Below are 26,538 nucleotides of genomic sequence, written 5' to 3' on the forward strand. Positions count from 1 at the left end.
CAATGGCGCCGTAGTTTACAGTAAGGCCCTTTCCTGTGGAACCTGGCTTTTGCGCTCGATAATCAACAAGTATCTGACCCGCGAGGTTTTCTCCGCATGGCTGGCGGTTACGGTCGTGCTGCTGTTTATCCTGCTCAGCAACCAGTTTGCACGGGTGCTGGGCGATGCGGCGGCGGGCAAGCTGCCGCGCGACGCAGTATTCCAGATCATCGGGCTGACCTCGATTACCTACCTGACGGTGCTGGTACCGGTCAGCTTGTTTCTTGCGGTGATGCTGGCACTGGGCCGCCTGTACATGGACAGCGAGATGTCGGCCATAAATGCCTGCGGCATTGGCCCGCTGCGGGTCTACCGCGCTGTATTTGTCGTTTCACTGATCCTGACGATGTTGCTGGCATGGTTGTCGATGTATGCATCACCATGGGCCGCGCGACAGGCACAGGTGATTACGGAAAAGTCAAAACAGCAGGCCGGGCTCGGCGCACTGGAGCCGGGCCGTTTTCGTTCGGATAACGGCGTTGTGTTTTATGCCGAGCGGGTCGACGAAGACGGCGTCATGCGTAATGTATTCCTGCAGCGTCGACGCGGGCAGAGCATTGAGGTCGCCGTCGCAGAGTCTGGGCAGGTAATCCGCAATGCAGACGAGACAACCGTGCTGTTGCGCAACGGTCGTCGCTACGAAGGAGAGCCGGGCACCGTCAATTTTCGAATCGTCCGGTTTGGCGAGCACGGTATTCCCGTTGCCCGCAGAGAGGCGTCGGCGACGGCGCTCGAGCGGGAGGCATTGCCCACCAGCCAGCTGCTCGGCTCCAGCAGGCCTGCCGATGCCGCGGAACTGCACTGGCGTATCGCGGCGCCGATAAGCGCGATGCTTTTGGGCTTGCTTGCGGTGCCACTGGCGCGTACGCGGCCGCGTCAGGGCCGGTACGGCAGGCTGGCAATAGGCGTGGCGGTGTACCTGGTTTACGCAAACCTGCTCGGTGCGGCGCAGGTCTGGATCCAGCAGGGCAAACTTCCGCCGCTGGTCGGAATGTGGCCGGTGCATGCACTGCTGGCTGCAGCTGCCGGGGTGCTGTACTGGCGTGAGTTGCGGCTGCGCAAACCAAAACGGGTGGCTGTATGAGTACGCTGGACCGCTACATCCTCGGGGCAGTAATCCGCGGGACATTGATGGTGCTGCTCGTGCTGCTGGCACTCAATTCTTTCGTGAGTTTTATCAGCCAGGTCGACAATGTCGGGCAGGGTAGCTACCAAACAGCCGATGCCATCGCCTTTGTCGCGTTAAATTTGCCGTCGATGACCTACTGGATGCTGCCAATTGCGACACTGCTTGGTGCGTTGCTGGGACTTGGCAACCTTGCGTCGCACAGCGAACTGATCGTCATGCGCGCAGCCGGCGTGTCACCGTGGCGGCTTGCCCGCAGCGTGATGCTGGGTGGCATCGCCATCGTGTTGCTAGCGGTTGCCCTCGGTGAGCTGATAGCGCCGCCGGCCGAACAATACGCCAAGCGGCACCGGACCATGGCGCTGCACAACCAGTTGAGCATGGCGCAAGGTCAGAGTGGCTGGATTCGCGATGGCAACGTGGTCATCAACATCGAGCAACTGATGGAAGGTGATCGCGCAGGTGGTATCTACGTTTTTACCTTTGATGAAGAGCGCCGTTTGCAAAGCGTGGTGCAGGCACGCAGCGCCAGCTTTGACGAGCAGGGTCGCTGGTTACTGGATGATTCGCGCAAGACGGAATTTCTCGACGATCGGCTGCAGGCTGAGAAAAAGTCACGGCTGGCGCAGCAAACGGCATTGAGCCCCGGGCTGCTTGGGCTCTCTGTTGTAGACCCGGACAGCCTGGCCAGCCGGGGGCTGTATGCCTATATCAACTATCTGCGCACCAACGGGCTGGATGCTGACAGATATATCATGGCGTTCTGGTCACGAATCGCCACGGTGGTATCTATTGTGGTGATGGCCATGCTGGCCCTGCCGTTTGTTTTTGGTCCGTTACGCAGCACGGGTACCGGCCAGCGCATGTTTATGGGCATCCTTATCGGCGCGGGCTATTTCCTGATAAATCGCCTGGTAGCCAACAGTGGTGCAGTGCTGGGCCTGGATCCGGCACTGACGGCCTGGTTGCCTACCATTACATTGCTGGGGATCACGCTGGCGGCGTTGGCCCGGGTGCGTTGATACCACCGGTCCATTCCAGCCGGGTACCCGACAACAAGTCGTGCCAGCCGCGTTTTTCGCGATCGATCAGCACCCACCAGAATCCGAGCCCTGCCGCAAGCCACGACACTGCTGCCAGCAGGGCCCGCCATATTGCTTGCAGAAATGTCACTGTGTCGCCGTTGGCGGCAACAACATGAAGGCGCCACGCAACCATGCCGATGGTCTGGCCGCCAAATCGCCAGAAACCCGCATAGTAGGCCAGCGCTATAGACGCCACATAGCCCTGGTACCACAGCGTGCCAGGCTCGATAGCATTGCCGCGGGTGAAAAGCAGTGCTGCTGCCGTCGCCGCGATTAAAACCGCCGCCAGAATCAGCGTGTCATAACAGATCGCGGCCAGCCGGCGCAGCAAACCGGGCGGCGTGGTGTTTGTCACCGCGCGCGCCGCAGCAGCAGGGCTGTTGCCAGTAGCCACAGTGCATTGCCGCCGCCACCGGATGGCGCTTGCGGCGGGGTCGGTGCGGGTGCAGGCGGGGCAGGGGCCGGGGCAGTCGCAGCGCGAAACGCACTGCAGGTGGGTTGTTGGCCCGCCGGGGCGGCAGCGTCCGGGTCGTTCGCAAAATAAATCACAAAAGAACAATTGGCACCACCCACATCACCGGGCTGCAGTGCCGAGTCTTCATAGCCATTCCAGTACCCGCTGTTCCAGTCCACCGGTGTCGCCGGGTTTGCATCCAGCTGCATTTGCGCGAAATCCGTCAGTGCAAGTTGCACGGTTGCAGCTGTGGGCGTGGAGGCCGACGCTGGCGTTTGCGACCACGGCAGCTCTACCGAGAACGCATCACCACGCCAGTTCTGGTAGCCATCGGGTGCGCCACCCGGCTGGTCCAGCCAGCTGCTGGACGTCACATCGGCAAAAAAGGCGATCGCAGAGTCGGTAGTCGCCATTTCGAGCTGTTCTGCGCTGCTTGCCTGGCCAGGATAATCAGCTGGCAAATCGTTTGAGTCGAACCAGCGCATCGGCTTGGAAAATCCAACCCAGATGCGGTGATCTTCCGCTGGCACCAGCGCGCGCGACACATCGACCTGGAGTCGGCGACTGTCGCCGTCGGCCAGCCATCTTGCATCGTAGACAACCTCGTCACGTGTCAGGTTTTTGATTTGTATTGCGTTGACAAAGGGTGGCCCGGCCTGGCGGTAAAAGCCGAGCAGGTGAGTCCGCGCCATTTCATCGCGCACTCGTGCGATCTCACCGTCCGGCAGGACAAAGCCACTGTGTGAAACGCCGCTTCCGCCATAATCCTGGCCGCCATTACGCGGTTCGACTTCCAGTGTCCAGGCCGGGATCTGGAATTCGTAGGCGAAGTAGTCTGCGACTGTTCCAATGCCCAGCGAGCCGGCCGGATCCGGGCCATAGCGATACTTGAAACCGGTGACAGCGCGCATGCGGTTAGCAAGGTCGGCGGTAATTGAATCGCGTCGCGTGTTGCCGGTTTGTGGCGTGAAATAGATTTGCGTAAAGGAATGGACGTCGATGCCCAGACGCAGCCGATCAGCTGGCCCCAGCTGCGTTGCAGCGCGCAGGGCCTGGATCTCCGGCTCGGATGATGCAGCGCTGCCACGATAAACCAGGCTGATACTGTTGTTGCTGGACCCGCCGTTCAGGGCAAAACCGTAGACGCTGTTGCGGTTGAGGTCGACGCCAAAAAAACTGTCGTCCGTAGTATCGAGGTCTTCATCAACCAGACTGCCCGCCGGTCTGCGCATATTCTTGCGCCGCATGCGCCCGTCACGCGGCTGGCGAAAATCGGCTGTCACCCGGGTAGGAAAGTTCTGTGTCTGGATAAAGCCATCAATATTCAGGACCGGGATCAGAACCACATTGAAATTGTCATGCAGGAACTGGCCAATGCTGCCGTCCCCTGACAGCTCGACCAGCTGCTCGAAAATTTCGGTGACCACCTCCGGTGACTGCCATTCACGCGCATGAATGCCACCATTAATGATTGCGGCGCCTTCCAGGCTGCCGTCGGCCGAGACGTTATCCGGATCGCCCAGCACATAGGCCCAGATGTCGCGACCTGAACGGGTCTGCCCGACAATTTGCCCCGCAACCGAGGGTTCGGTCAGCAACAGGTCCTGGTGGCGTGCGTACAGCGCGCCGTAGCTGCGAAACCCGCTGACTGCGGTTAGTGAATCGACCGGTATCGGCGGCGCATAGCCCAGCGCGAGATTACCGCTGCTGTTGTCGTTTTCCGTGTAGACAAACTGGGAGTCGCGACAGGCCGGATCGTCCGGGTTACTGATAGTGCCGCTCTGGTCAAACTGGCAAACCGCGTTTGCGGTCACCGGCAGCAATAGCAAAAGCAACGCAACGCGTGATCTCATCGCTTATCCCGGCTATTGCCCGCCAGCTGCAGCGCCAGCCGGGCGCGTTGTTGCAACCACCAGTTATCGGTTTGTCCGGCAATGGCCTCAAGCCGGGCCAGGGTATGACGGTTTGCCTCACGCGCCAGGATGGCGGCCGCGGTTGCGCCCAGGGTGCGATCCGCCAGCAGGCGCCACATCAACTCGTCTGCCGCTGCCAGCTGCGGGCGCAGGCGGCCGATCGCGAATGCGGCGGCAGAGGCTATTTCCGGTCGCTGCAGGGCTGTTTTCAGGACCGCCAGCGCCGCTGGCGCATCGAGGGTCTTTGTGAGTCTGTTCAGCGCGCTGATGGCAACATCACTGCGGCTTTGCGCTAGGACCTTGACGTATAAATTGCTATCGGCAAGAGCGTGGGCAAATTCGGCTGCCAGTGCGCCATCATCGTCGCCGAGGCGTGCCTCGACTTCATGGGAAAATACCGGCAGGTATTTTGCAGGCATCGCTCTGACCGCATCGATTATTCCCGCGCGGGTTGTTGCACCGCCGGCAAAATAATTATCCAGAAGTTGTTGATCACCTGAGCGGGCGTGACGCAATGCAGCCCGGCCGGCATTGCGCCGATCCCACTCGCGCAATGCGAACCTGGCAGCTGCTCCGACATCGGACTGAGGAACCATGGCATTGCCTTCCTCATGCCTGACAAAAACCTGCGGCGGCCGCAGTGCAAGCTGTTCCAGCAGCTGCCGGGCGTCGATGGTTTCTTCCTGCCGGCCCAGCTGCTGCACCAGTTGCCACAGCCGGGTCTCGGAATCGACCGAGACCTCGGCCTTTGCCGCCAGCGCCGCAGCGCGGGCCACAGGCGCAACTTCCGCCCTTGCCACAAGGCATGTCGGCAGGAAGAGCGCGAGGATCAGTATTCGAAAAAGCACTGTTGCATGGCCCACAGGTGGTTGGATTGCCTGCGCGTGGCCAGGTTCAATGCCGGATTGGCGCTCCCTACGGGACTCGAACCCGTGTTCCCGCCTTGAGAGGGCGATGTCCTGACCGCTAGACGAAGGGAGCTGGCCTTGCCCGCTGTGGAATGGCCCGACGCGGTGAGGGTGCTATTATACGGACCGTTTTGGGCCGGCTCCAGACAATTATTTCCGTCAAACAAAGGCTTCCGGAGGTACTCTGAAAGAGCCTCATATCATCCCGCGATCCGAACACACGGTTTCACGCGCCAGTTTTTCACGTAACGCCCTGAAGGTGCTCAATCGGCTGCACCGGGCCGGCTTCCAGGCATTCCTGGTCGGCGGGGCAGTTCGTGACCTGCTGCTGGGGCATGAGCCAAAAGACTTCGACGTGGCCACTGATGCCCATCCGGACGACGTGCGTGACCTGTTCCGCAACTGCCGTCTCATCGGCCGCAGGTTTCGCCTCGCGCATGTCCACTTCGGCCGCGACATTATCGAAGTAGCGACTTTTCGCGGTGACGGCGAAGTGGGTGTGGAAACCGACGCCGCTGGCCGGATCCTGCGTGACAACATTTACGGCAGTATCGGCCAGGATGTGTGGCGTCGTGATTTCACCGCAAACGCGCTGTACTACAACATCGCCGATTTTTCGATCTGGGATTACACAGGCGGGATGAAGGATGTCGCGGCCGGCGTGCTGCGAATGATCGGCGATGCCGAAGAGCGTTATCGTGAAGATCCGGTGCGCATGCTGCGTGCCGTGCGATTCAGTTCGAAGCTGGGTTTCGACATGCATCCCGACACGGCAGCGCCGCTGACCGTGCTGGCGCCAGCGCTGGGTGATGTGCCACCGGCGCGGCTGTTCGAAGAAGCGATCAAATTGTTTATGTCAGGGTCGGCACAGCGTGCCTTCGACCTGCTGGGGCGATACGGTTTGCTGCAGCACCTGTTTCCGGCAACCGTCGCCGTCATGGAAATGGAAGGGGCGGCTTCATTTCGGCAGTTGTTGACACAGGCATTGGAAAACACTGATGAACGTTTTGCCGTGGGCAAATCGATTACGCCGGTGTTTATGTACGCCGTCATGTTGTGGGGGCCGGTTACACAGCGCGTAGCGGCGATCCGCAATGAGCGGCATGGCGATGTGTTCTGGCTCCATCGCGCCACGGACGAGATCCTGAGCGAGCAGCAGGAGCATGTGGCAATCCCGCGCCGCCTGGGTGCTCCGATCAGGGAGATCATCTGCCTGCAGGCGCGTTTCTCTCGTCGTTCCGGGAAGCGTGCGCTCGGCCTGCTGGATCATCCGCGTTTTCGTGCGGCCTATGACCTGATGCTGTTGCGAGTGGCAGCCGGCGAAGAGGATCCTGATCTGGCGCAGTTCTGGACCGAGCTGCAGACAATGAGTCCTGACGAGCAGGCCGAAGCGGTAAACATTTCGCCCCAGGGCGGCTCACGCCGACGGCGTCGTGGCCCGCGTCGCCGCCGACCGCGTGGTGACCAGGTACCCGATGCAGGCTGAGCGCTGGTTACCGGCCTACATCGCCCTCGGCAGCAACCTCGATGATCCGCAGCAGCAGGTGGCACGGGCGCTGTCAGCGCTGGCGGGGCTGGAGCAGACTGTGCTGGCGGCACAATCGTCCCTTTATATCTCGGCACCGCTGGGACCGGCGGAACAGCCGGATTATGTCAATGCAGTCGCGGCAATGCTGACGCAACAGGCGCCGCTGTCACTCATGACCGCGCTGCTGGCGATTGAAAAGCAGCATGGCAGGATACGCGGTACGGAAAAATGGGGCCCGCGGACAATTGATCTGGACCTCCTGCTCTACGGTGATACGGTACGTGAGGGGGAGGAGCTGACGCTGCCACATCCGCGTATGTGCGAGCGGGTATTCGTGCTGCAACCCCTGACTGAACTGGCTCCGGCACTGCGTCTGCCTGACGGGCGCCGGGTGGCCTCGGTACTGCGGCATCTGGACAGCACCGGGCTGCGGCGGTTGTAAGGCGGGAAACGACTTAGAATTATGTGGCAACCGAAATACATCGCCGTTGAGGGCCCGATCGGCGTCGGCAAAACGACGCTGGCCAGCCGGCTTGCTGCCAGTTTTGATGCCGAGCTGGTGCTGGAAGAGCCGCAGGATAACCCGTTCCTCGAGCGCTTCTACCGTGATCCGCGCCGTTACTCATTACCGACCCAGCTTTATTTTATTTTTCAGCGGGCACGCCAGTACCAGGCCATGCGCCAGGCCGACATGTTCGAACCGGTGCGGGTAACAGATTTCCTGCTGGAAAAAGACCGCCTGTTCGCGCAGCTGAATCTGGACGACGACGAGCTGGCGCTTTACGACCTGGTGTACGAAAAACTGGCAATAGACGCGCCGGTCCCGGATCTGGTGGTCTACCTGCAGGCGCCGGCCGAAATTCTGCTCAAGCGTATAGCAACGCGTGGTATTGGCTACGAACAGGGTATTACACGCGAGTACATGGAGCGTGTCAGTGAAGCGTACGCCCGCTTTTTTCATCATTACGACCGTAGCTCATTGCTGATCGTCAACACCGGGCAGATCGACCTGGTTAATACTGACAGCGGCTATGCCACGCTGCTGGAGCAGTTGCGCGGGCTGCGTCCGGGTCGGCATTTTTTCAATCCTGGTCCCGCCGAATTCAACTAAGGGGATAGCGATGTATCAACACCTCGGAAAACGGGCGCAGGAAACGCCGCCGGTCACGCTGTCATCTTTGCGAGAAATGAGGGCAACCAGCGAACCCATCAGTTGCATCACTGCTTACGATGCCAGTTTTGCCGCGCTGGTCGATCTGGCAGGCGTTGACGTCGTGCTTGTTGGCGATTCACTCGGGATGGTCATCCAGGGACACAACACTACTGTGCCGGTAACCATGGATGCGATGGTCTATCATTCGGCAGCAGTGGCGCGTGGCCTGTGGCGCCCCTTTCTGATCACCGACATGCCGTTTATGAGCTATGCCACCCGCGACCAGGCGCTGCGCAATGCTGCCCGGCTGATGCAGGAAGGTGGCGCAAAGATGGTCAAGCTCGAAGGCGGCGTCAATCAGCTGAACGTCGTGCGAGCGCTGGCTGCCAACGACATCCCGATTTGTGCCCACATCGGGCTGACCCCGCAGTCGGTGCACAAGATTGGCGGGTTCAAGGTGCAGGGCCGCGACGCCGCAGCTGCCCAAGGGATGATAGACGACGCCCGTGCGCTGGAAGATGCCGGTGCTGACATCGTACTGCTCGAGTGCATTCCAAACGAGTTGGGCAAGGCCATCAGCGAGACCCTGGAAGTACCGGTAATCGGAATTGGTGCCGGCCCCGACGTCGACGGCCAGATTCTCGTGCTGTACGACATACTGGATATCACGCTCGGTCGTACGCCACGTTTCGTGAGGAACTTCATGGAGGGCGCCAAAGACTGCTCCGACGCGGTGCATCGCTATGTTGCCGCGGTCAAGGATCGCAGCTATCCCGCCCCCGAGCACTGTTTCGGCTGATCAGTTGCATACTGTCGAGACGATAGCTGCATTGCGCGAACAGGTTCACGCCTGGCGCTGCCGCGGTTCCCGTATTGCATTTGTTGCCACTATGGGGAACCTGCATGCCGGCCATCTCAGCCTGGTGCGCACGGCTCGGCGCCTGGGTGATCGGGTTGTTGCCAGTATTTTCGTCAACCCTCTGCAGTTCGGACCTGATGAGGACTATGCCGCGTACCCGCGTACGCTGGAGGATGATCAGGCGGCACTATTATCCGTTGGCTGCGACCTGCTGTTCGCACCAACTGCCGATGAAATGTATCCGCACGGAGAATCATCAACACGCCTGACGGTCGGCGCGCTGGGCGATGTGCTCTGTGGCGCGCACCGGGCGGGGCATTTCGACGGCATGGCAACGGTGGTATTGAAGCTGCTCAATATCGTGCAACCGGATGTGGCTGTGTTTGGCCAGAAGGATTTCCAGCAGCTGGCAGTGATCAGGCGGTTTGTGCGAGACCTCGACCTGACCGTCGATATTGCCGATCAGCCGACGGTACGTGAGGACGATGGCCTGGCAATGAGTTCGCGTAATCGCTACCTGGATGCTGAACAGCGCGAGGTCGCACCGCTGCTGTTCCGGGCAATTTCGTCGATAGCGAACGATATCGGCGACGGCCGGCGTGATTTCCGGCAAATGTGCCAGTCGGCAGCGACGCAGCTACGCGAGGCCGGTTTCAAGCCGGACTACATCGAGGTTCGGGATGCCGACGACCTGCGTGAGCCCAATGAGCAGACTCGCAGAGTCGTCGTGCTTGCGGCCGCGGTGCTTGGCGGCGCCCGGTTGATAGATAACGAGCAGGTGCAGTTGCCGGCCTAGTGGGCGACGCAGTTGCGTCCGGCCAGCTTGGCACGATAAAGCGCCGTGTCGGCGTTGTTGATCAGTACTTCCAGAGTGTCTGACGGGGAGCGCTCGGCAACGCCGATTGATACGGTCACGCCGGCGCCATCCTCCGGACCGGTTCGTTCACCGGGGTTGCCGCCGATGGATGCGCGAACCCGTTCGGCTATTTCCAGCGCCTGGTTCAGATCGGTATCCGGCAGCATTACGGCAAACTCGTCGCCACCGTAGCGCGCGATCATGTCGGTTGGCCGGAAATACTGGCGCAGCGCATCGGCGACTGTGCACAGCGCGTGATCACCGGCAATGTGACCGTGCAGGTCATTGAACGGTTTGAAGTAATCGACATCGAGCATTACCAGGCAAATGTCCTGGCCATCTATTTCGCAACGCTGCATCTTGCGGCGAAACATATCTTCCATCCAGTGACGATTGAACAATTCGGTCAGCGCGTCGGTCATTGCGTTGCGTTCGTACTGCCGCAGTACGCCTTCGCTGTCAGCAATCAGCTCATTGTCAGCGCGCAGGCGCTCCGACAGGATTGCCAGAAGGTTGCGGGCAAAAGCATGCGATGTATTGATCATTTCCCACACGGCAGCCTGGTCGAGTGCCAGCAGCTGGGTATCCTCGGCTGCCCGCACCCACGCGGAAGGTGGCTGATTGTCGATGATCGACATTTCGCCGGCGCAGGATCCGGCCTGCAGCGTGGTTAGCGGTGCCTCCTGTTCACTCACAAGGTGAACCGTCAGGCTGCCACTCAGGATTGCGTAGACACTGGTATTGGGTATGTCCGGTGCCAGGAGTAGTTCGCCAGCGCGCAGGCTGCGCTGTTCGCAATGCTCTAGATTTAGTTCGATTGATTCAGGGCTGACACCGCGCAGCAGGCGCAGCGCCGCAAAACGCGGGTCAGCGTAAAACGGTTGACGTATTCTCTGCGAGTCCGATGTTACGCCAGGTTTCATTGTTCGCTCTCCAGCCGCTCGCGCATTTCATCAAATCGCGCGCGTTGCTCGCCTTCGACCTCCGGGTAGCTGAGATTCAGGCCCTCCAGCGTCGCCAGCAATATCCGCGCGACCTCCAGCCGCATGTAGTTCTTGTCGTCGGCCGGGATGGCATACCAGGGCGCCCACGGCCGTGCCGTGGCATTGATTGCGTCCTCGTATGCAGTCATGTAGTCGTACCAGTACTCACGTTCCTCGACGTCAGCCATCGAGAATTTCCAGTTCTTGTCCGGATCGTTGAGCCGGGCGAGAAATCGCCTTTTCTGTTCATCGCGCGACAGATTGAGCCAGAACTTGATTATTGCCGTGCCGTTACGGGCCAGGTGCCGTTCATGCTGTTCGATAGACTTGTAACGGTCACGCCAAAGCCGGTTCAGTGGCGGCATGTTGGGTATGCGCTGATATTTCAGGTACTCGGGGTGTACCCGCACCACCAGGACTTCTTCGTAGTGGCTGCGGTTGAATACCCCGATGCGCCCGCGCTCCGGCAGCCGTCGCGTGGTGCGCCACAGGAAGTCATGATCCAGTTCTTCAGCCGATGGCTGTTTGAACGAAAACACCTGGCAACCGGCAGGGTTTATTCCTGACATCACGTGGCGAATGGTGCCGTCCTTACCGGCCGCATCCATCGCCTGAAAGACCAGTAACACGGCCCACTCGTTATGCGCATACAGCCGGCGCTGCTGGTCGCGCAGCTGACTGATCTGCAGGTCCAGCTCCTTGCGCGCCTGTTTCTTGTTCAGCAGCCAGTCAACCGGCGGCGTTGTGTGACTGTCAGCCACGCGAAAGCTGCCATCGAACGGCACCAGGTGAGGGCTGGGCGCAGCCACGAATTTCTTCAGCACTGATTTGGGCATACAGGATCGGAATTATGGTTAAATTTGGCCCGTTTTGCCAAAGACCCAGTTCTCATTTCGGCCGGCCCGCCAGCCGCTGAATCGCTAAAAACCGTGGCGTTCCAGGGCCCAGGCCACATGCTCGCGCACCAGCTCTGACGGGTGCGACGCCCGGCCACGCAAAGCGGCCACGACAGTTTCGGTGCCTGGTGCATTGCCGAGCGCCACGGCGATATTTCGCAGCCAGCATTCGTGGCCGATTCGGCGGATCGGGCTGCCAGCGGTGCGGTCGAGAAATTCCTGCTCGGTCCAGCCAAACAGCTCGACCAGCCCGGCTGCATCGAGCCCGTGACGAGGCCGGAAGTCACCTTCGTCAGTCGGGCGGGCAAACTTGTTCCAGGGGCACACCAGCTGGCAGTCGTCACAACCAAAAACCCGGTTGCCGACCAGCGGTCGCAGGGCGACCGGGATGGGGCCACGCAATTCAATGGTGAGATAGGAGACGCAGCGGCGTGCATCCAGCCTGAATGGGGCAACGATGGCATCAGTCGGGCAGGCGTCGAGGCATGCGCGGCAGCTGCCGCAGTGTTCGGTTGCCGGGGAGTCCGGCGGTAGCGGCAGGTCGGTGAGTAACTCACCGAGGAAAAAGTACGAGCCGGCCTGGCTGTTGATCAGGTTGGTGTGTTTACCGATCCAGCCAAGCCCGGCATTGCGTGCCAGGGGCTTTTCCAGCACCGGGCCGCTGTCGACAAAAACGCGGTAGCCAAACTGGCCAACCTCTGCCGTAATCCTGTCGGCCAGTTGCTGCAACCTGCGGCGCATTACCTTGTGGTAATCGCGTCCGAGCGCATAGCGGGAGATATAGGCCAGCTGCGGGGTTTGCAGGACAGTGTCGGCATCCGCCGCGTCCTGCGGCCAGTAATCCATCCGCACGGAAATGATGCTCGCCGTGCCGGGCCTAAGCTCGGCGGGCCGTGAGCGCCGCGTGCCATGGCGCTGCATGTAATCCATCGTGCCGTGGTAGCCAAGCTGCAGCCAGTGCTGGAATGCTTTTTCATCCGCTGCAAGATCAATCCCGGCAAATCCAGTCTGCTGAAATCCCAGCTCGGTTGCCCAGCGGCGAATGCTGTCGCCAAGGCTGGCAAAGTTGTCCACATTTACGGGCATCGAAATTCCAGTGGTCTGTCTATAATGGACGGTCATGACCAATAAACTGCCTGTAAGAATATACCGCGCCGCCCAGGTGCGAGAGCTGGATCGCCTCGCCATCGACGAACTGGGCATTCCCGGCTATACGCTAATGTACCGGGCGGGCGAAGCCGCGTTTCGTACGCTGCGCCGGCGCTGGCCGCGATCCCGGCAATTACTGGTGCTGTGCGGCGCGGGCAACAATGCCGGCGACGGTTATGTGCTCGCTCGCATCGCGCGGTCAAAGGGTATGCAGGTGACAGTCGCGGCACTGGTCGATCCGGAAAAACTCGTCGGCGATGCGCGCATTGCCTGGGAGACCTATCACGCCTCGGGCGGCACGGTAACGGACTGGGAGCCGGACATGCTCCTGCGCGCGGACGTTATTGTCGATGCGATCCTCGGAACCGGACTCGCGCGTCCACTGGAGGGCAAACCGCGCGAACTGGTCGAAGCCGTGAACGCGTCGCCGGTCGAGGTGCTTTCGCTGGATATTCCGACGGGGCTGCACGCCGATACCGGGCGTGTGATGGGGGCCGGCATTGTCGCTGACATGACGATCACCTTTGTCGGGCTCAAGCTGGGGCTCTACAGCGGCGATGCCATCAACCATGTTGGGAAAATCGTTTTCGATGGTCTCGGTATTCCCGCCAAGCTGACACAGCGTATGCCCTGTGCCGGCCGCCGTATCGCCGAGTCTCATGTTATTGAGACGCTACCGCCGCGAGCGCGCACCGCACACAAGGGGCAACATGGTCATGTGCTGGTTGTTGCCGGCAATCGAGGTATGGGTGGGGCGGCCATTCTGGCGGCATCTGCAGCCTTGTATAGCGGCGCCGGACGCGTAACCGTGGCCACGCAGCCGGAGCACGTCAGCGCGACCATATCGGCACAGCCCGAATTGATGTGTCGTGGAGTCAGCCAGGGTGCGGAGCTCGACCCGCTTCTGGATATGGCTGACGTCATTGCTGTCGGTCCCGGTCTCGGCCGCGACAACTGGTCGCAGGAAATGTTGGATGCTGTTCTTTCCAGTGATAAACCCAAGGTAGTCGATGCCGATGCGTTAAATTTCCTGGCCGACCAGCCAGTGAAACGCGACGACTGGGTGCTGACGCCGCACCCGGGGGAAGCGGCACGCCTGCTGGGCACAACCACCAGCGAGATTCAACATGACCGGTTTGCGGCGGTGGCGCGCCTGCTGGAAAAATTTGGCGGCACCATCGTGCTGAAGGGGGCAGGCAGCCTGGTTGGGCATGTTGGCGAGGCGGCCTGGATTTGCGACCGCGGTAACCCGGGTATGGCCAGCCCCGGCATGGGTGATGTGCTTACCGGGATCATTGCCGCTGTAGCAGCCCAGTGTGGCGACCTGACCGCGGCGGCACGCTGCGGTGTATTCATTCATGCCAGCGCCGGCGATGATGCGGCTCGTCGCGGCGAACGAGGCGTTGTAGCCGGCGACCTGTTCAAACACATTGCAGCCTGGATCAACCTCAGCTGACCGTCTGCTGCGTGATGCAGCAGAAACCGCCGCGGCCGGAGCGCAACTCGCCACGGCCGTAATGCCGCATCTTCCGAAAGAGCGTGCTTTCAGGATCTACCTTTCAGGCGATCTGGGCGCAGGCAAGACTACGATGGTGCGCGGTTTCCTGCGCGCACTGGGCGTCAGCGGGCATGTGCGCAGCCCGAGCTATACGCTGGTTGAAACCTATCAGACGGCTGCTGCGACTGCGGTCCACGCCGACCTGTACCGGATCGCTGCGGGCACCGCGGCGGAATCACTGGGGTTACGCGACTATGACGCGGGCGGCCATATCTGGCTGATCGAGTGGCCCGACCGCGGCGCCGGCCTGCCACCAGCCGACCTGCTGGTGACGCTCGCCCATCACGAAGCCGGCCGCAGCCTGGTCGTGACCGCCGCCACATCGCTGGGTGCTGAAATAGAAGCCCAGTGAACATTCCGCCATATCTTCCTTATTTTTAATAAAAAAGCCTTGAAATCAGCCCGGGTGTGAGGCTAAATTCTCCAAGTAATTAGGTTAAATCACTCCCGTAAGTGCAGGAGATATGGTCGCTGGCGTTCGCTCACTGCTGATCTGCGCGGCACTGATGCCGCTGACTGCCTGGGCCGGTGTTTCGGTCAATGCCGTACGGCTGTGGGCGGGGCCCGACAGCACCCGGGTGGTGATGGACCTGGACGCGCCGGCCGACCACCGCATTTTTCACCTGCGTGACCCGAGCAGAATAGTCGTCGACCTGACCCAGGCCCGGCTGGCGGCTTCCGCCATGCCCGACGGCGCTGGTGCCGTAACGCGGATTCGCAGCGGTAAACGCGACGGTGGTGATCTGCGTGTGGTGCTGGATCTGTCGGTCGACGCCATACAGCCGCGCAGCGTGATTCTTCCCCCCAACGATGTCTACGGTCACCGACTGGTGATCGACCTGTTCCCGCAGGGTAGTGAGGCTGCAAGATCAGCGGCACCTGTAATTGCGCAGCAGAGACGCGAGGTCCTGGTGGCGATTGACCCGGGCCACGGCGGCGAAGATCCCGGCGCAATAGGACGACGCGGCACACGCGAGAAGAGCGTCGTATTGCAAATCGCGCGTCGCCTGGCCGAGCAGATCAACGCGCAGCCGGGTATGCGCGCGATGCTCACTCGCAACGGCGACTATTTTCTCACCCACCGCAATCGGTGGCAGAAGGCGCGCGACCAGCGTGCAGACTTTTTTGTATCGATACATGCCGACGCCTTCAAGGACAGGCGCGCGCATGGTTCCTCGGTTTATGCATTATCCGAACGCGCCGCGACCGATGAGGCGGCACGCTGGCTGGCAGAGCGGGAAAACGCTGCCGACCTGATCGGTGGTGTATCGCTCGATGACAAGGACGACCTGCTTGCATCGGTGTTGCTCGACCTGTCGCAGAATGCCGCGATCAGTTCCAGTTTAAATGCGGGCAGCTTTCTGCTCGATGAACTGGGCGCGATAAATGACCTGCGACGAAAAGAAGTACAGCAGGCCAACTTCCTTGTGCTGAAGTCACCGGATATCCCTTCCTTGCTTGTTGAGACAGCCTTTATTTCCAATCCCGAGGAAGAGAAGCGGTTGCTAAACGCCGCTTACCAGGAAAAAATTGCTGCGGCAATCATGCGCGGCATCCGTGGTTACTTTGCGCGTAATGCGCCGCCGGGCACGCAGCTGGCGCAGGCGCGGGGTGCAGATGGCGATCTGGCCTACCGTCACGTGATTGGCAGTGGCGAAACGCTGTCGGAGATAGCGGCCCGCTATAAGGTAAAAATGCAGGAAATCCGCAGCGCCAACGATTTGCATGGTGACGTGATAAGAGTCGGCCAGGTGCTGGCCATCCCGCTGGCTCGCTGAACTGCAAATCTGTGTCGGTTATTCTACCGGCATGCCTATCCGTGAACTGCCGTTAAACCTCGTCAATCAGATTGCTGCAGGCGAAGTGGTCGAGCGGCCTGCTTCTGTGCTGAAGGAACTGCTGGAAAACAGCCTGGACGCGGGCGCGACACGAATAGCCGTTGAGATCGAGGCCGGCGGCTTGCGCCGTATCACCGTTCGCGACGACGGTGCCGGGATTGCGCCGGACGAGCTGGTCCTGGCGCTGGCGCGTCATGCAACCAGCAAGATCACGACGCTTGATGACCTGGATGCCGTTGCCAGCCTGGGTTTTCGCGGCGAGGCACTGCCATCGATGGCATCGGTGTCACGGCTGGAGCTGACTTCCCGCATGGCCGGTGAAGAATCCGCCTGGCGTGTTGTTGCCGACGGCGGCCGGCTCGGCGAGCCGGTCCCGATTGCCCATCCACACGGTACATCGGTGGAGGTGCGCGACCTGTTTCATAATGTGCCGGCGCGGCGAAAGTTCCTGCGTACCGAAAAGACCGAATTCGGTCATCTGGACCGGACCTTTCGCCGCCTTGCCCTGAGCCGGTTTGACGTGGATTTTTCGTTGCAACACAACCGTCGCGAGGCACAGCGCCTGCCGGCGGCCCCAACCCGTATGGAGCAGGAACGGCGGGTAGCAGCGGTCTGCGGCGACGCGTTCATTGCCAGCGCAATGCATATAGATCACGCCGCTGCGGGGCTGCGCCTGTGGGGATGGATTGCGGCGCCGACGTTTTCACGCAGCCAGTCGGATTTGCAGTATTTCTATCTCAACGGCCGCGCCTTGTCTGACAAGCTGGTGCGCCACGCCGTGCGTCACGCCTATCGCGATGTGCTGTTTCATGGCCGTCACCCGGCCTACCTGCTGTATCTCGAAATGGATCCGCAACAGGTGGATGTCAATGCCCATCCGGCCAAGCATGAAGTGCGCTTTCGTGATGGCCGCACGGTGCACGATTTTGTCAGTCGCACGGTTGAGCAGGCGCTGGCAACAACCCGACCGGCCGGGCAGGTAGCCGGCCCGGCACGAATAACCGGGACACAGCCGGTACAGCAGGGCTTGCCGGTGCGTGAACAGATAGAAAGCTACGCCCGGCTGCTTGAGAGCATCGAACCGGCGGAAAATTCTGACGAGCAGTCAGCGCTGCCGCTTGGCAGCGCGGTAGCGCAAATTCACGGTGTGTACATCCTGGCCCAGACGACGGACGGCCTGATCATTGTCGACATGCATGCGGCGCACGAACGGGTTGTCTACGAGCAACTGAAAAGCTCTGTCAGCGCCGGTTCGCTGGCAGCACAGCCTCTGCTCGTCCCGATCACCATCAACGTCGCCGAGTCCGAGGCGGAGCTGGCCGCGGCAAATGCGGAGCTGTTTGCAGAACTGGGTATGGACGTCTCGCGTAGCGGGCCGGTTTCAATCGGTGTGCATGCTGTGCCGGCAATGCTCGTGAACAGCGATATCGAACAACTCGTGCGTGACACGCTGGCCGACATTGCCGCGCATGGCCGATCAGCGCGACTTGCGCAGCATCGCGATCACCTGCTGGCGACGATGGCCTGTCACGGTTCAATGCGCGCCAATCGCCAGATGACACTTCCGGAAATGAACGCGTTGCTGCGCCAGATGGAGCAAACCCCGCGTGCTGACCAGTGTAATCACGGGCGTCCAACCTGGACCCGCCTGAGCATGGCTGAGCTCGACCGTCTGTTTCTGCGCGGGCAGTAACGACGTGGCAGCCAGTCTGTTCCTCATGGGTCCGACTGCAGCCGGCAAGACCGCTGCTGCCGTCGACCTGGTGGAGAACTTTCCCTTTGAAATAATCAGCGTCGATTCAGCACTGGTGTACCGAGGGTTGAATATCGGGACGGCCAGGCCGGATCGGCAGACTCTGGCGCGTGCACCGCACCGTCTGATTGATATTGTTGAACCGAATGAGTCTTATTCGGCCGGGCGCTTTGCCCGCGATGCGGCGGAGGCGGTACGGGAGATTCGCGCCGCAGGCCGGGTGCCGCTGTTCGCCGGCGGTACGCTGCTGTATTTCCGCGCGTATGCGGAGGGGCTTGCCAGCATGCCGCGGGCATCAGCGCGCATTCGCGAGGAAATTGACGCCACAGCTGTCGCGGACGGCTGGCCGGCATTGCACCGGGAACTGGCATCGGTGGACCCGGTGGCGGCCGGGCGCATCCACCCCAATGATGCCCAGCGGATCCAGCGGGCGCTGGAGGTGTATCGCCAGACCGGCACCCCGATAAGCGACCTGCAGCAGCAGCGTCGGGTGCCCGGGGCGGCCGAAACCTTTTACCGGGTGGCCTGGTGCCCGTCGCGCTCCAACCTCTACCAGAATTGCGAAACACGCCTTAATCACATGATAAAACAAGATTTTATATCCGAGGTTCGCGACCTGTTCGAACGCGGCGATCTGCACCCGCAACTCCCGGCGGTGCGGGCAGTGGGCTACCGTCAGTTCTGGCAGCATTTGCAGGGCGAGTGCTCACGCGACGAGGCGGGGCGCAGGGCACTGGTGGCGACGCGGCGGCTGGCGAAACGCCAGTTGACCTGGTTGCGCGCCGAACCCGGTGTGGTGTGGATTGACCCAAACGGTGAAGCGGCCAGGCAGCAGCTGCATCGCCTGGCCCGGCGGGTGGTGCGGGCCGCCCGGTACGCGTAGTATCCGTCCCGTTGTTGTCGCTCCGCAACGGCGGGCGGAGTCCGGCGCAGGATGCCCGGCTGCCCGTCTGATACGGACATAAAAAACCAGACCAGCTAATAAGGAGACCCACATGGCGAGAGGGCAAACCTTGCAGGATCCGTTTCTCAATACATTGAGGAAAGAGAAGGTCCCGGTGTCGATTTACCTGGTGAATGGCATCAAGTTACAGGGGCAGATTGATTCATTCGACCAGTTTGTTGTGCTACTGCGTAACAGCGTAAGCCAGATGGTCTACAAGCACGCGATTTCGACGGTTGTGCCTGCGCGCAATGTCCGGCTGCCGATGCCGGATGGTGAGAACGCAGATGCGCCCGACGACAGCGCTGATGAGTAGTCCGGGAGACGCTCAATTTGTTTGAACGGCCCCGCGCGGGCGAGCGCGCGCTACTCGTAAATACCGGAATTGGCGCGCCGGTGCCGCGTGATCAGGTAGCCGAACTGAATGAACTTGCTGTATCGGCCGGTGCCCGGCCGATAGCGCAGTACAACGCAGTTCGCGATGCCCCGCATCCGAAGTACTTCATTGGCAGTGGCAAGGCCGCCGAGCTGCGTGACGTCATTGCGATGGAAAATATCGAGCTGGTGATCTTCGATCGAACGCTGTCACCGAGCCAGGAACGAAACCTGGAACGTTTGTTCCAGTGTCGCGTGCTGGACCGTACCGGCCTGATACTGGATATCTTCGCCCAGCGGGCAAAAAGCCATGAAGGCAAGCTGCAGGTTGAGCTTGCACAGCTGCGACACCTTTCAACGCGGCTGGTGCGCGGCTGGACTCACCTGGAGCGGCAGAAAGGCGGCATTGGCCTGCGCGGTCCGGGCGAAACACAGCTGGAAACTGACCGCCGGCTGCTTGCCAACCGGATCCGTGCGTTGCGTAGTGGCCTCGACAAGATCGAGGTGCAGCGCGCCCAGCAGCGTGGCGGGCGCGGCGGGCTGGCGACGGTGTCGCTGGTCGGCTACACCAATGCCGGAAAGTCCACGTTATTCAGCCAGCTTACCGATCAGCAGGTGTACGCAGCCGACAAGCTGTTCGCTACGCTCGATACCACGCTGCGGAAGCTGGAGCTGCCGCACGGACGTGATGCGTTGCTCGCTGATACCGTCGGATTTGTGCGCGATCTTCCTCACGAACTGATCGCTGCTTTTCGCGCGACGCTGCAGGAAACCCGCAATGCAGATCTTCTGCTGCACGTGGTTGACGCCGGTGACGAAAATCGCGGTGAGCGAATCGTCCAGGTGCAGCAGACGCTCGAGGCCATTGGCGCCGGAGACGTGCCGCAGATCATGGTCTACAACAAGATCGATCTCACCGGGGAACAGGCGCGTGTCGATCGCGATAGCGACGGTGCGGTTCGCCGGGTATGGCTGTCGGCCGTGGAGGGCAGCGGTATCGACATGCTGCTCGGGGTGATAGCCGATGTCCTGGTTGCCGGTCAGGCGCACCTGGTGCTGCGTATCCCCCCGGAGGCCGGAAAACTGCGCGCCCGGCTGTATGCCGAAGGCGTCGTGAGACGGGAAACCACAGATGATGATGGTGCGCAGCACCTTGAAATCGTCATCGCCACGGGACGATTACAGCAATTGTGCAGTAACCTTGGTCTCGATGCTGATCAGCTACTGGCGGATTCTTGTGCCGCTGGTGACTGGTCTCTACAATCCGGCGCTGCAGCCGGCTAACCAACTCAAAGCGGAATCTTAATGGCCTGGAACGAACCTGGAAAAGGACGCGACCCGTGGGGTGGCAACGGTCAACAAAGACCGCCCGACCTCGATGAACTCGTGCGGAGCATGCAGCAGCGGCTGCGTGGCTTGTTTGGCGGCGGCGGCAGTGGTGGCGGCGGCGGGGCGGCTGGCACCGGTCCCACATTGTTGCTGTTCCTTGTGGCGCTGCTTGTCGGTCTGCTTTTACTCAGCGCCTATCGTATCGACGCGCCGGAGCAGGGCGTGGTGCTGCGGCTTGGCGCCTACAATCGTACCTCGCCACCCGGTCTGCATTTCCGCATCCCGCTTGTCGAGACCATCGAGAAGGTCAACATAGCGCAGATCGAAAATTACGATTACCGCAACCAGATGCTGACCAGCGATGAAAACATCGTGTTCATCGAGGGCAATGTGCAGTATCGGCGTGGTGAGCCAAGGGATTACCTGTTCAGCGTGCGCGGGCCCGAGATGACGGTTGAAGATGTCGCTGAAAGCGCCATCCGTGAAGTCGTTGGCAAGAACAGGGCCGACTACATACTCGGCGACGGCCGGCCGAAAGTTGCTGAAGATGCCAGCGAGCTGATGCAGCAAACGCTGGACCTTTACAACACCGGTATTGTCGTTACGCAGTTCAACCTCAAGCGCGCACAGCCGCCACCCGAGGTGCAGGCGGCTGTTGATGACGCCACCAAGGCGCGCGAGGACAAGGACCGTTTCAGGCTGGCCGCAGAGGCGTATGCAAACGACCTTATTCCCCGTGCGCGTGGCGCGGCCGCCCGGCAGATGCAGGAAGCCGAGGCGTATCGCGAACGTGTGATCGCCGACGCGGAAGGTGAAGCAGCACGATTTGAATCGTTGCTCACCGAATACGAGAAAGCACCCGAAGTCACGCGGCAGCGGCTTTACCTCGAGGCCGTGGAGGAAGTGCTCGCGGCCAACAGCAAGGTGTTGATTGATTCTGACAGCAGCGGCGGCAATCTGCTGTACCTGCCGATGGACAAGCTGCTGGATCGGCAGCGCGAAGGATCTGCCTCGGTCGACTCTATCGATCGCGGTGGCTCATCAGCGCGCGCCAACAGCCCGGAAAACCCACGAGCGCGCGAGTCAGCACGGACCAGGGGGGAGCGATGAGAATACTGGTTTTTGCACTCGTTGCCGTTGCACTGGTTGTCTGGCAATGCATTTTTATCGTTGACGAACGCGACCTTGCGCTGCGTTTCAAGTTTGGTGAGATCGTCGAGACTAACTATGAGCCTGGCGTCTACCTCAAATGGTTTGCGCCGGTTAACAACGTGGTGAAGTTTCCTGACCGGATCCTGACTTCCGATAATCGCCCGGAACGGTTTCTGACCGGTGAAACGAAGTTTGTGCTGGTGGACTTTTTTATCAAGTGGCGCATCATCGATGCTTCGCAGTATTACCGGTCATTCGGCGGTTCCGAAGGCCTGGCGCAGGCGCGGCTGATCGAAATTGTCACCGCCGGCATGAAAGACGAGTTTGCCTCGCGCACGATCCAGGAAGTCGTTTCCGCCGAGCGCTCCGAGCTGATGGATAACATGCTGATTGCCTCACGGGGTATCGCGCAGCAGCTCGGGGTGGACATCGTCGATGTCCGGGTCAAGCGTATCGATCTTCCCGACGAGGTATCCGGTTCCGTCTACGACCGGATGCGGCAGGAGAGGGGCAGGACAGCAAAGCTGCTTCGCGCTGAAGGTGAGGAAACTTCCGAGCGCATCCAGGCTGATGCTGAACGGCAGCGCACTATCATTCTTGCTGAAGCTTATCGTGATGCGGAACGCATTCGCGGTGCGGGTGATGCTCGTTCGGCCGAGATCTACGCCAATGCGTACAACAGGAACAAGGAATTTTACGCCTTCTACCGCAGCATGGAGGCGTATCGGCGAGCTCTGACGACTGGTTCCGATATCATGGTTCTCGAGCCCGATAGCGACTTTTTCAAGTACCTGAATCAACCCGGACCCTGACGCTGGAAATTTCCACGAGTGAACGTGGCGGTATGCTGACCTATGGCTAAGAGTGTCATCGTCATCGGCACGCAATGGGGCGACGAGGGTAAGGGCAAGATTGTTGACCTGCTCACCGAGCGCGTTGATGCGGTCGTGCGTTTTCAGGGTGGTCACAACGCGGGTCATACGCTTGTAATCGACGGTGACAAGACTGTGCTGCATCTGGTGCCGTCGGGCATCCTGCGCAGCAATGTCGAGTGTCTTATTGGCAACGGCGTGGTGCTTTCCCCACCGGCGTTACTTGAGGAAGTGCAGATGCTGGAGCAGCGCGGCGTGGCAGTGCGCGAGCGTCTGCGTATCAGCCCGAATTGCCCCGTGATCCTGCCGTCGCACCTGGCACTGGACAGCGCCCGCGAGAATGCCCGTGGCGCCAAGGCCATTGGCACGACCGGCAGGGGTATAGGGCCGGCGTACGAAGACAAGGTGGCGCGGCGTGCAGTGCGTGTTGCGGACCTGTTTCATCGCGAGCAGTTTGCTGCGCGCCTGGGCGAGACGCTGGATTTTCATAACTTTGTGCTGAAAAGCTATTTCCGCACCGAGGCGGTCGACTTTCAGGAAACACTGGAAAGTTACCTGGCGATGGCTGCCGAGCTTGAGCCCCTGTGTATCGACGTGACCGGCCGGCTGCACCGACATTACACCGATGGGCACCGTATCCTGTATGAAGGTGCACAGGGCGCGATGCTCGACATCGATCATGGCACTTACCCGTACGTCACATCGTCAAATACCACCGCCGGGGGTGCCGCAACCGGTACCGGTATGGGACCGGCGTTTCTCGAGCACGTGCTCGGTGTGGTGAAAGCCTATACGACGCGGGTTGGCAGCGGGCCCTTCCCGACCGAGTTGTCAGACGATACCGGCGCACATCTGGCACGCGTCGGCGCCGAGTTTGGCGCGACCACCGGCAGACCGCGTCGTTGCGGCTGGTTCGATGCGGTCGGCGTGCGTCGGGCAATCGTCAATAACGGGGTCGCATCGCTTGCCGTAACCAAGCTGGACGTGCTCGACGGGCTGGACACGGTGCGCATCTGTGTTGGTTATTCTATTAACGGCGAAGTGGTCGACACGCCGCCGACCGGGGCGGAGCGCATGGCGGAGGTGTCGCCGGTTTATGAAGATATGCCGGGCTGGCAGGATTCAACTGCCGGTCTTACTGAATACGAGCAGTTGCCGCAAAACGCCCGTGATTACCTGGAGCGATTGCAGCAGCTGTGCGAAACACCGATTGCAGTCATTTCGACCGGGGCCGACCGTGTCGAGACCATCGTGCTCGACGACCCGTATTCCTGAGGGGATGGTGCCCAGGAGAGGACTTGAACCTCCACCCACTTGCGTGGACATGGACCTGAACCATGCGCGTCTACCAATTCCGCCACCTGGGCATGGTGACCGGCAGCTTGCCGGCGGAAGGCGCGCACTTTATCACACAGCGACGTCTTTTCAAGTAGCCGAAACAGCAGGAAAGCGATGACAAGAAAAAGAAAAGGGCAGGATGACTGGCGCAAGCAGGACCCGCACCATAAACGCGAGTCCGACCGCTACGAGCAGCCACTCCCCAGCCGCGAATACCTGCTGAAGCTGCTGCGCGAGCAGGGCGTGCCGATGCGGCGACGGGAGATCTTCGAGTCCCTGCGGATCGACGATCCCGATCAGCGCGCCGCATTGCGCAACCGGCTCAAGGCGATGGTGCGCGATGGGCAGCTGCTCAAGAATCGCGCCGGACAGTACTGCCTGATCGATAAAATGCCGTTGGTTACCGGGCGGGTGATCGGTCACCGCGACGGTTTTGGTTTCGTCAAACGCGACGACGATGATCCTGACGATCTCTATCTTTCACCGCGACAAATGCGTGAGGTCATGCATGGAGACCGCGTTGCCGTACGCGTGTCGCCGGGTCGCGGCGGTCGCACTGAGGCGCGCATTGCCGAGGTGCTGGAACGTGCCAATGAGGAGCTGGTCGGGCGCTATTTTAGCGAGAGCGGCATCGGTTTCGTCATTCCGGACAACAGCGCCATAGGTCAACAGGTGATTGTGCCGAAAGGAAAGACAGCCAAGGCCAGGCCCGGCCAGGTTGTCAGCGTGCGGATCGATGAGCCACCGGGCCGGCATTCGCAGCCCGTTGGCAGCGTAATCGAGATTCTCGGCGGCGATCACACTCCCGGCATCGAAACCGAAATTGCCGTGCGCTCGCACAACCTGCCGCATCGCTGGCCGCAGGCCGTCTCCGAGGCCGCGAAAAAGATACCGCAACAGGTGCAGGCCAAGGCAAAGCACGATCGCGTTGACCTGCGCGAGCTGCCGCTGGTGACTATCGACGGAGAGGACGCAAGGGATTTTGACGACGCCATATTTGCCGAAGAAACCGGCAACGGCTGGCGGTTGTATGTCGCTATTGCCGACGTGGCGCACTACGTGAAACCCGGCAGCGAGCTGGACAAGGAGGCGCAGCGGCGCGGTACTTCGGTGTATTTCCCGACCCGGGTGATTCCGATGCTGCCGGAGGAATTATCTAACGGACTGTGTTCACTGAATCCCGAGGTCGACCGGCTGTGCATGGTGTGCGAGATGCTGGTCGACAGCAGCGGCCAGGTGACGCGGTCGCAGTTTTACGAGGGCGTGATGCGATCGCAGGCGCGCCTGACCTATACCGAGGTTGCCGCTGCGCTTTACGACGGCGACAAGAAGGCCCTGCGCAAGGTTGGCGGACTACTGGAAGACCTCCAGGTACTGGACGATCTTTACCGCGCGTTTGCGGCAGCCCGGCAGAAGCGTGGTGCCATCGAAATAGAAACGCGTGAAGTGAAATTCCTGTTCAATGAGAAGGGTCGCATCAAGGGTGTCATGCCCTATCGCCGCAACGATGCGCACAAAATTATTGAAGAGTGCATGATTGCGGCCAACGTCCAGGCAGCCAAATTTCTGCAGCGCGGCCGTCTGCCTACGCTTTATCGTCGTCACGACCAGCCAGAGGAAGAACGACGCGACAAGCTGTTCGACTTCCTGCGGCCGCTGGGGCTGAAGATTTCCCGGCGCGGTGATCTGCAGCCCGCCGACTACGCCAGGTTGCTGCACGCCGTTCGTGATCGGCCGGATGCCGGTCTCATCGAGACGGTGCTGTTGCGTTCGATGCCACGGGCGGTGTACGCGCCGGACAGCCGCGGGCATTTTGGTCTGGCGCTGGAACAATACGCACATTTCACCTCACCGATCCGCAGGTACCCCGACCTGGTAGTACACCGCGGTATCAAGCACCTGCTGGCAAAAGGCAAGGTGCGCGAGTTTGTCTACAACCGCAAGGAGGTAGATCGGCTGGGGCAGCACTGCTCTGCCACCGAGCGGCGTGCCGACGAAGCCACCCGGGAAGCAACAGACTGGCTGAAATGTGAATTCATGCAGGACAAGGTTGGCGATATCTTTGACGGAACCGTCAGCGGTGTTACCAGCTTCGGTCTTTTTGTGCAGCTCGACGATATCCATATCGAGGGGCTGGTTCACGTAACGGAGCTGGGTGACGACTATTTCCAGCACGATGCGGCAAGTCACCGGCTGGTGGGCGAAGCGTCCGGTTCGGTTTACCAATTGGCTGACCGCGTGCGGGTGCGAGTCAGGGAGGCCAACATGGAAGATCGTCGAATAAACTTCGAGCTGGCAGACCGTAAGTCCGGTGCGCGCAAGGGCAGGAACAAGACCAGCCCCGGGACCAAGAACAAGAACACGAACAAGAACAAGACCAAGGGTAAGCCGAAAGGCAAGCCGCGAGGGCGCAAGAGCCGCAGGTGAACAG

At 60.8% G+C, this 26,538-nt stretch carries 24 protein-coding genes and 2 tRNA genes; 18 read left to right on the forward strand and 8 right to left on the reverse strand.

Annotated elements, in window-relative coordinates; translation table 11 throughout:
- The first annotated feature begins 49 nt into the window (after window positions 1-49).
- Both lptF and lptG read left to right on the forward strand, forming a co-directional pair.
- Window positions 50-1,123 carry an LPS export ABC transporter permease LptF gene (gene lptF, locus HKN06_02985; protein ID NNF60278.1) on the forward strand — a complete coding sequence of 358 codons (1,074 nt, stop codon included), beginning with the start codon at window positions 50-52 and terminating at the stop codon, window positions 1,121-1,123.
- Window positions 1,120-2,187: an LPS export ABC transporter permease LptG gene (gene lptG, locus HKN06_02990; GenBank protein ID NNF60279.1), complete on the forward strand. Its 1,068-nt coding sequence runs from the start codon at window positions 1,120-1,122 to the stop codon at window positions 2,185-2,187. Before lptF ends, lptG begins: the two co-directional genes overlap by 4 nt.
- Here the strand turns inward: lptG and HKN06_02995 are convergent.
- The 4 genes from HKN06_02995 to HKN06_03010 all read right to left on the reverse strand — a co-directional run bounded on the left by HKN06_02995 (window position 2,156) and on the right by HKN06_03010 (window position 5,598).
- Entirely contained in the window at window positions 2,156-2,605 is a 450-nt protein-coding gene (locus HKN06_02995; GenBank protein ID NNF60280.1) for an RDD family protein, read from the reverse strand. The genes lptG and HKN06_02995 overlap by 32 nt on opposite strands.
- Window positions 2,602-4,557: a hypothetical protein gene (locus HKN06_03000; protein ID NNF60281.1), complete on the reverse strand. Its 1,956-nt coding sequence runs from the start codon at window positions 4,555-4,557 to the stop codon at window positions 2,602-2,604. Before HKN06_03000 ends, HKN06_02995 begins: the two co-directional genes overlap by 4 nt.
- Complete coding sequence (locus HKN06_03005) at window positions 4,554-5,393, reverse strand: hypothetical protein (GenBank protein ID NNF60282.1); 840 nt, start codon at window positions 5,391-5,393, stop codon at window positions 4,554-4,556. The genes HKN06_03000 and HKN06_03005 overlap by 4 nt, the downstream gene beginning before the upstream one ends.
- 130 nt (window positions 5,394-5,523) lie before the next feature.
- Window positions 5,524-5,598: transfer RNA gene (locus HKN06_03010), tRNA-Glu, on the reverse strand.
- A gap of 111 nt (window positions 5,599-5,709) precedes the next feature.
- On the opposite strand from HKN06_03010, the gene pcnB reads away from it, so the two are divergent.
- From pcnB to HKN06_03035, 5 genes are read left to right on the forward strand one after another with little or no spacing between them, the layout of a single operon-like run.
- Window positions 5,710-7,011, forward strand: a complete 1,302-nt coding sequence (gene pcnB, locus HKN06_03015) for a polynucleotide adenylyltransferase PcnB (protein NNF60283.1) — start codon at window positions 5,710-5,712, stop codon at window positions 7,009-7,011.
- A complete protein-coding gene (folK, locus tag HKN06_03020; protein ID NNF60284.1) occupies window positions 7,001-7,495 on the forward strand; it encodes a 2-amino-4-hydroxy-6-hydroxymethyldihydropteridine diphosphokinase in 495 nt (164 codons plus the stop codon). The genes pcnB and folK overlap by 11 nt, the downstream gene beginning before the upstream one ends.
- 21 nt (window positions 7,496-7,516) lie before the next feature.
- Window positions 7,517-8,164: a deoxynucleoside kinase gene (locus HKN06_03025; protein NNF60285.1), complete on the forward strand. Its 648-nt coding sequence runs from the start codon at window positions 7,517-7,519 to the stop codon at window positions 8,162-8,164.
- Window positions 8,165-8,174: 10 nt separating this feature from the next.
- Window positions 8,175-9,005 carry a 3-methyl-2-oxobutanoate hydroxymethyltransferase gene (panB, locus tag HKN06_03030; GenBank protein ID NNF60286.1) on the forward strand — a complete coding sequence of 277 codons (831 nt, stop codon included), beginning with the start codon at window positions 8,175-8,177 and terminating at the stop codon, window positions 9,003-9,005.
- 4 nt (window positions 9,006-9,009) lie between these two features.
- Window positions 9,010-9,861 carry a pantoate--beta-alanine ligase gene (locus HKN06_03035; GenBank protein ID NNF60287.1) on the forward strand — a complete coding sequence of 284 codons (852 nt, stop codon included), beginning with the start codon at window positions 9,010-9,012 and terminating at the stop codon, window positions 9,859-9,861.
- Here HKN06_03035 and HKN06_03040 read toward each other — a convergent pair.
- The 3 genes from HKN06_03040 to queG form a co-directional block, all read right to left on the reverse strand.
- The gene (locus tag HKN06_03040; GenBank protein NNF60288.1) at window positions 9,858-10,844 is read right to left on the reverse strand and encodes a GGDEF domain-containing protein; all 987 of its coding nucleotides are present in this window, start codon (window positions 10,842-10,844) and stop codon (window positions 9,858-9,860) included. The two genes, HKN06_03035 and HKN06_03040, sit on opposite strands and share 4 nt — an antisense overlap.
- The gene (locus HKN06_03045; GenBank protein NNF60289.1) at window positions 10,841-11,740 is read right to left on the reverse strand and encodes a polyphosphate kinase 2 family protein; all 900 of its coding nucleotides are present in this window, start codon (window positions 11,738-11,740) and stop codon (window positions 10,841-10,843) included. The genes HKN06_03040 and HKN06_03045 overlap by 4 nt, the downstream gene beginning before the upstream one ends.
- Before the next feature lie 84 nt (window positions 11,741-11,824).
- Entirely contained in the window at window positions 11,825-12,886 is a 1,062-nt protein-coding gene (gene queG, locus HKN06_03050) for a tRNA epoxyqueuosine(34) reductase QueG (protein NNF60290.1), read from the reverse strand.
- 34 nt (window positions 12,887-12,920) lie between these two features.
- Between queG and HKN06_03055 the strand changes: the two genes are divergently transcribed.
- The 10 genes from HKN06_03055 (at window position 12,921) to HKN06_03100 (ending at window position 24,044) form a co-directional block, all read left to right on the forward strand.
- Window positions 12,921-14,405: an NAD(P)H-hydrate dehydratase gene (locus HKN06_03055; protein NNF60291.1), complete on the forward strand. Its 1,485-nt coding sequence runs from the start codon at window positions 12,921-12,923 to the stop codon at window positions 14,403-14,405.
- Window positions 14,406-14,409: 4 nt separating this feature from the next.
- Window positions 14,410-14,859, forward strand: coding sequence for a tRNA (adenosine(37)-N6)-threonylcarbamoyltransferase complex ATPase subunit type 1 TsaE (gene tsaE, locus HKN06_03060; protein ID NNF60292.1), 450 nt, complete (start codon window positions 14,410-14,412; stop codon window positions 14,857-14,859).
- 112 nt (window positions 14,860-14,971) lie between these two features.
- Entirely contained in the window at window positions 14,972-16,285 is a 1,314-nt protein-coding gene (locus HKN06_03065; protein NNF60293.1) for an AMIN domain-containing protein, read from the forward strand.
- Window positions 16,286-16,316: 31 nt separating this feature from the next.
- The gene (mutL, locus tag HKN06_03070; GenBank protein ID NNF60294.1) at window positions 16,317-18,038 is read left to right on the forward strand and encodes a DNA mismatch repair endonuclease MutL; all 1,722 of its coding nucleotides are present in this window, start codon (window positions 16,317-16,319) and stop codon (window positions 18,036-18,038) included.
- A 25-nt stretch (window positions 18,039-18,063) separates the two neighbouring features.
- A complete protein-coding gene (gene miaA / locus HKN06_03075; protein NNF60295.1) occupies window positions 18,064-18,981 on the forward strand; it encodes a tRNA (adenosine(37)-N6)-dimethylallyltransferase MiaA in 918 nt (305 codons plus the stop codon).
- Window positions 18,982-19,093: 112 nt separating this feature from the next.
- Complete coding sequence (hfq, locus tag HKN06_03080; protein ID NNF60296.1) at window positions 19,094-19,357, forward strand: RNA chaperone Hfq; 264 nt, start codon at window positions 19,094-19,096, stop codon at window positions 19,355-19,357.
- A 17-nt stretch (window positions 19,358-19,374) separates the two neighbouring features.
- Window positions 19,375-20,700 carry a GTPase HflX gene (gene hflX, locus HKN06_03085; protein ID NNF60297.1) on the forward strand — a complete coding sequence of 442 codons (1,326 nt, stop codon included), beginning with the start codon at window positions 19,375-19,377 and terminating at the stop codon, window positions 20,698-20,700.
- 21 nt (window positions 20,701-20,721) lie between these two features.
- Window positions 20,722-21,855, forward strand: a complete 1,134-nt coding sequence (gene hflK, locus HKN06_03090; GenBank protein ID NNF60298.1) for an FtsH protease activity modulator HflK — start codon at window positions 20,722-20,724, stop codon at window positions 21,853-21,855.
- Window positions 21,852-22,709: a protease modulator HflC gene (gene hflC / locus HKN06_03095; protein NNF60299.1), complete on the forward strand. Its 858-nt coding sequence runs from the start codon at window positions 21,852-21,854 to the stop codon at window positions 22,707-22,709. The genes hflK and hflC overlap by 4 nt, the downstream gene beginning before the upstream one ends.
- 42 nt (window positions 22,710-22,751) lie before the next feature.
- Window positions 22,752-24,044 (forward strand): adenylosuccinate synthase, encoded by a 1,293-nt coding sequence (locus tag HKN06_03100; GenBank protein NNF60300.1) that lies wholly within the window; start codon window positions 22,752-22,754, stop codon window positions 24,042-24,044.
- A gap of 5 nt (window positions 24,045-24,049) precedes the next feature.
- Here the strand turns inward: HKN06_03100 and HKN06_03105 are convergent.
- Window positions 24,050-24,136, reverse strand: a tRNA-Leu gene (locus HKN06_03105).
- Window positions 24,137-24,221: 85 nt separating this feature from the next.
- Between HKN06_03105 and rnr the strand changes: the two genes are divergently transcribed.
- The gene (gene rnr, locus HKN06_03110; protein ID NNF60301.1) at window positions 24,222-26,534 is read left to right on the forward strand and encodes a ribonuclease R; all 2,313 of its coding nucleotides are present in this window, start codon (window positions 24,222-24,224) and stop codon (window positions 26,532-26,534) included.
- Window positions 26,535-26,538: the final 4 nt, after the last annotated feature.

It is taken from the genome of Gammaproteobacteria bacterium, from assembly GCA_013003425.1.
GTDB lineage: Bacteria > Pseudomonadota > Gammaproteobacteria > Steroidobacterales > JABDKV01 > JABDJB01.

Excerpts from the sequence above, each read along its gene's own strand:
- hflC (NNF60299.1), top strand. The coding sequence starts at position 21,852 with ATGAGAATACTGGTTTTTGCACTCGTTGCCGTTGCACTGGTTGTCTGG.
- queG (NNF60290.1), bottom strand. The coding sequence starts at position 12,886 with ATGCCCGTAAATGTGGACAACTTTGCCAGCCTTGGCGACAGCATTCGC.
- miaA (NNF60295.1), top strand. The coding sequence starts at position 18,064 with ATGGGTCCGACTGCAGCCGGCAAGACCGCTGCTGCCGTCGACCTGGTG.
- hfq (NNF60296.1), top strand. The coding sequence starts at position 19,094 with ATGGCGAGAGGGCAAACCTTGCAGGATCCGTTTCTCAATACATTGAGG.
- rnr (NNF60301.1), top strand. The coding sequence starts at position 24,222 with ATGACAAGAAAAAGAAAAGGGCAGGATGACTGGCGCAAGCAGGACCCG.
- mutL (NNF60294.1), top strand. The coding sequence starts at position 16,317 with ATGCCTATCCGTGAACTGCCGTTAAACCTCGTCAATCAGATTGCTGCA.
- HKN06_03055 (NNF60291.1), top strand. The coding sequence starts at position 12,921 with ATGACCAATAAACTGCCTGTAAGAATATACCGCGCCGCCCAGGTGCGA.
- HKN06_03025 (NNF60285.1), top strand. The coding sequence starts at position 7,517 with ATGTGGCAACCGAAATACATCGCCGTTGAGGGCCCGATCGGCGTCGGC.
- HKN06_03040 (NNF60288.1), bottom strand. The coding sequence starts at position 10,844 with ATGAAACCTGGCGTAACATCGGACTCGCAGAGAATACGTCAACCGTTT.
- HKN06_03065 (NNF60293.1), top strand. The coding sequence starts at position 14,972 with ATGGTCGCTGGCGTTCGCTCACTGCTGATCTGCGCGGCACTGATGCCG.
- panB (NNF60286.1), top strand. The coding sequence starts at position 8,175 with ATGTATCAACACCTCGGAAAACGGGCGCAGGAAACGCCGCCGGTCACG.
- lptG (NNF60279.1), top strand. The coding sequence starts at position 1,120 with ATGAGTACGCTGGACCGCTACATCCTCGGGGCAGTAATCCGCGGGACA.
- HKN06_03100 (NNF60300.1), top strand. The coding sequence starts at position 22,752 with ATGGCTAAGAGTGTCATCGTCATCGGCACGCAATGGGGCGACGAGGGT.
- HKN06_03000 (NNF60281.1), bottom strand. The coding sequence starts at position 4,557 with ATGAGATCACGCGTTGCGTTGCTTTTGCTATTGCTGCCGGTGACCGCA.
- HKN06_03045 (NNF60289.1), bottom strand. The coding sequence starts at position 11,740 with ATGCCCAAATCAGTGCTGAAGAAATTCGTGGCTGCGCCCAGCCCTCAC.
- folK (NNF60284.1), top strand. The coding sequence starts at position 7,001 with ATGCAGGCTGAGCGCTGGTTACCGGCCTACATCGCCCTCGGCAGCAAC.
- hflK (NNF60298.1), top strand. The coding sequence starts at position 20,722 with ATGGCCTGGAACGAACCTGGAAAAGGACGCGACCCGTGGGGTGGCAAC.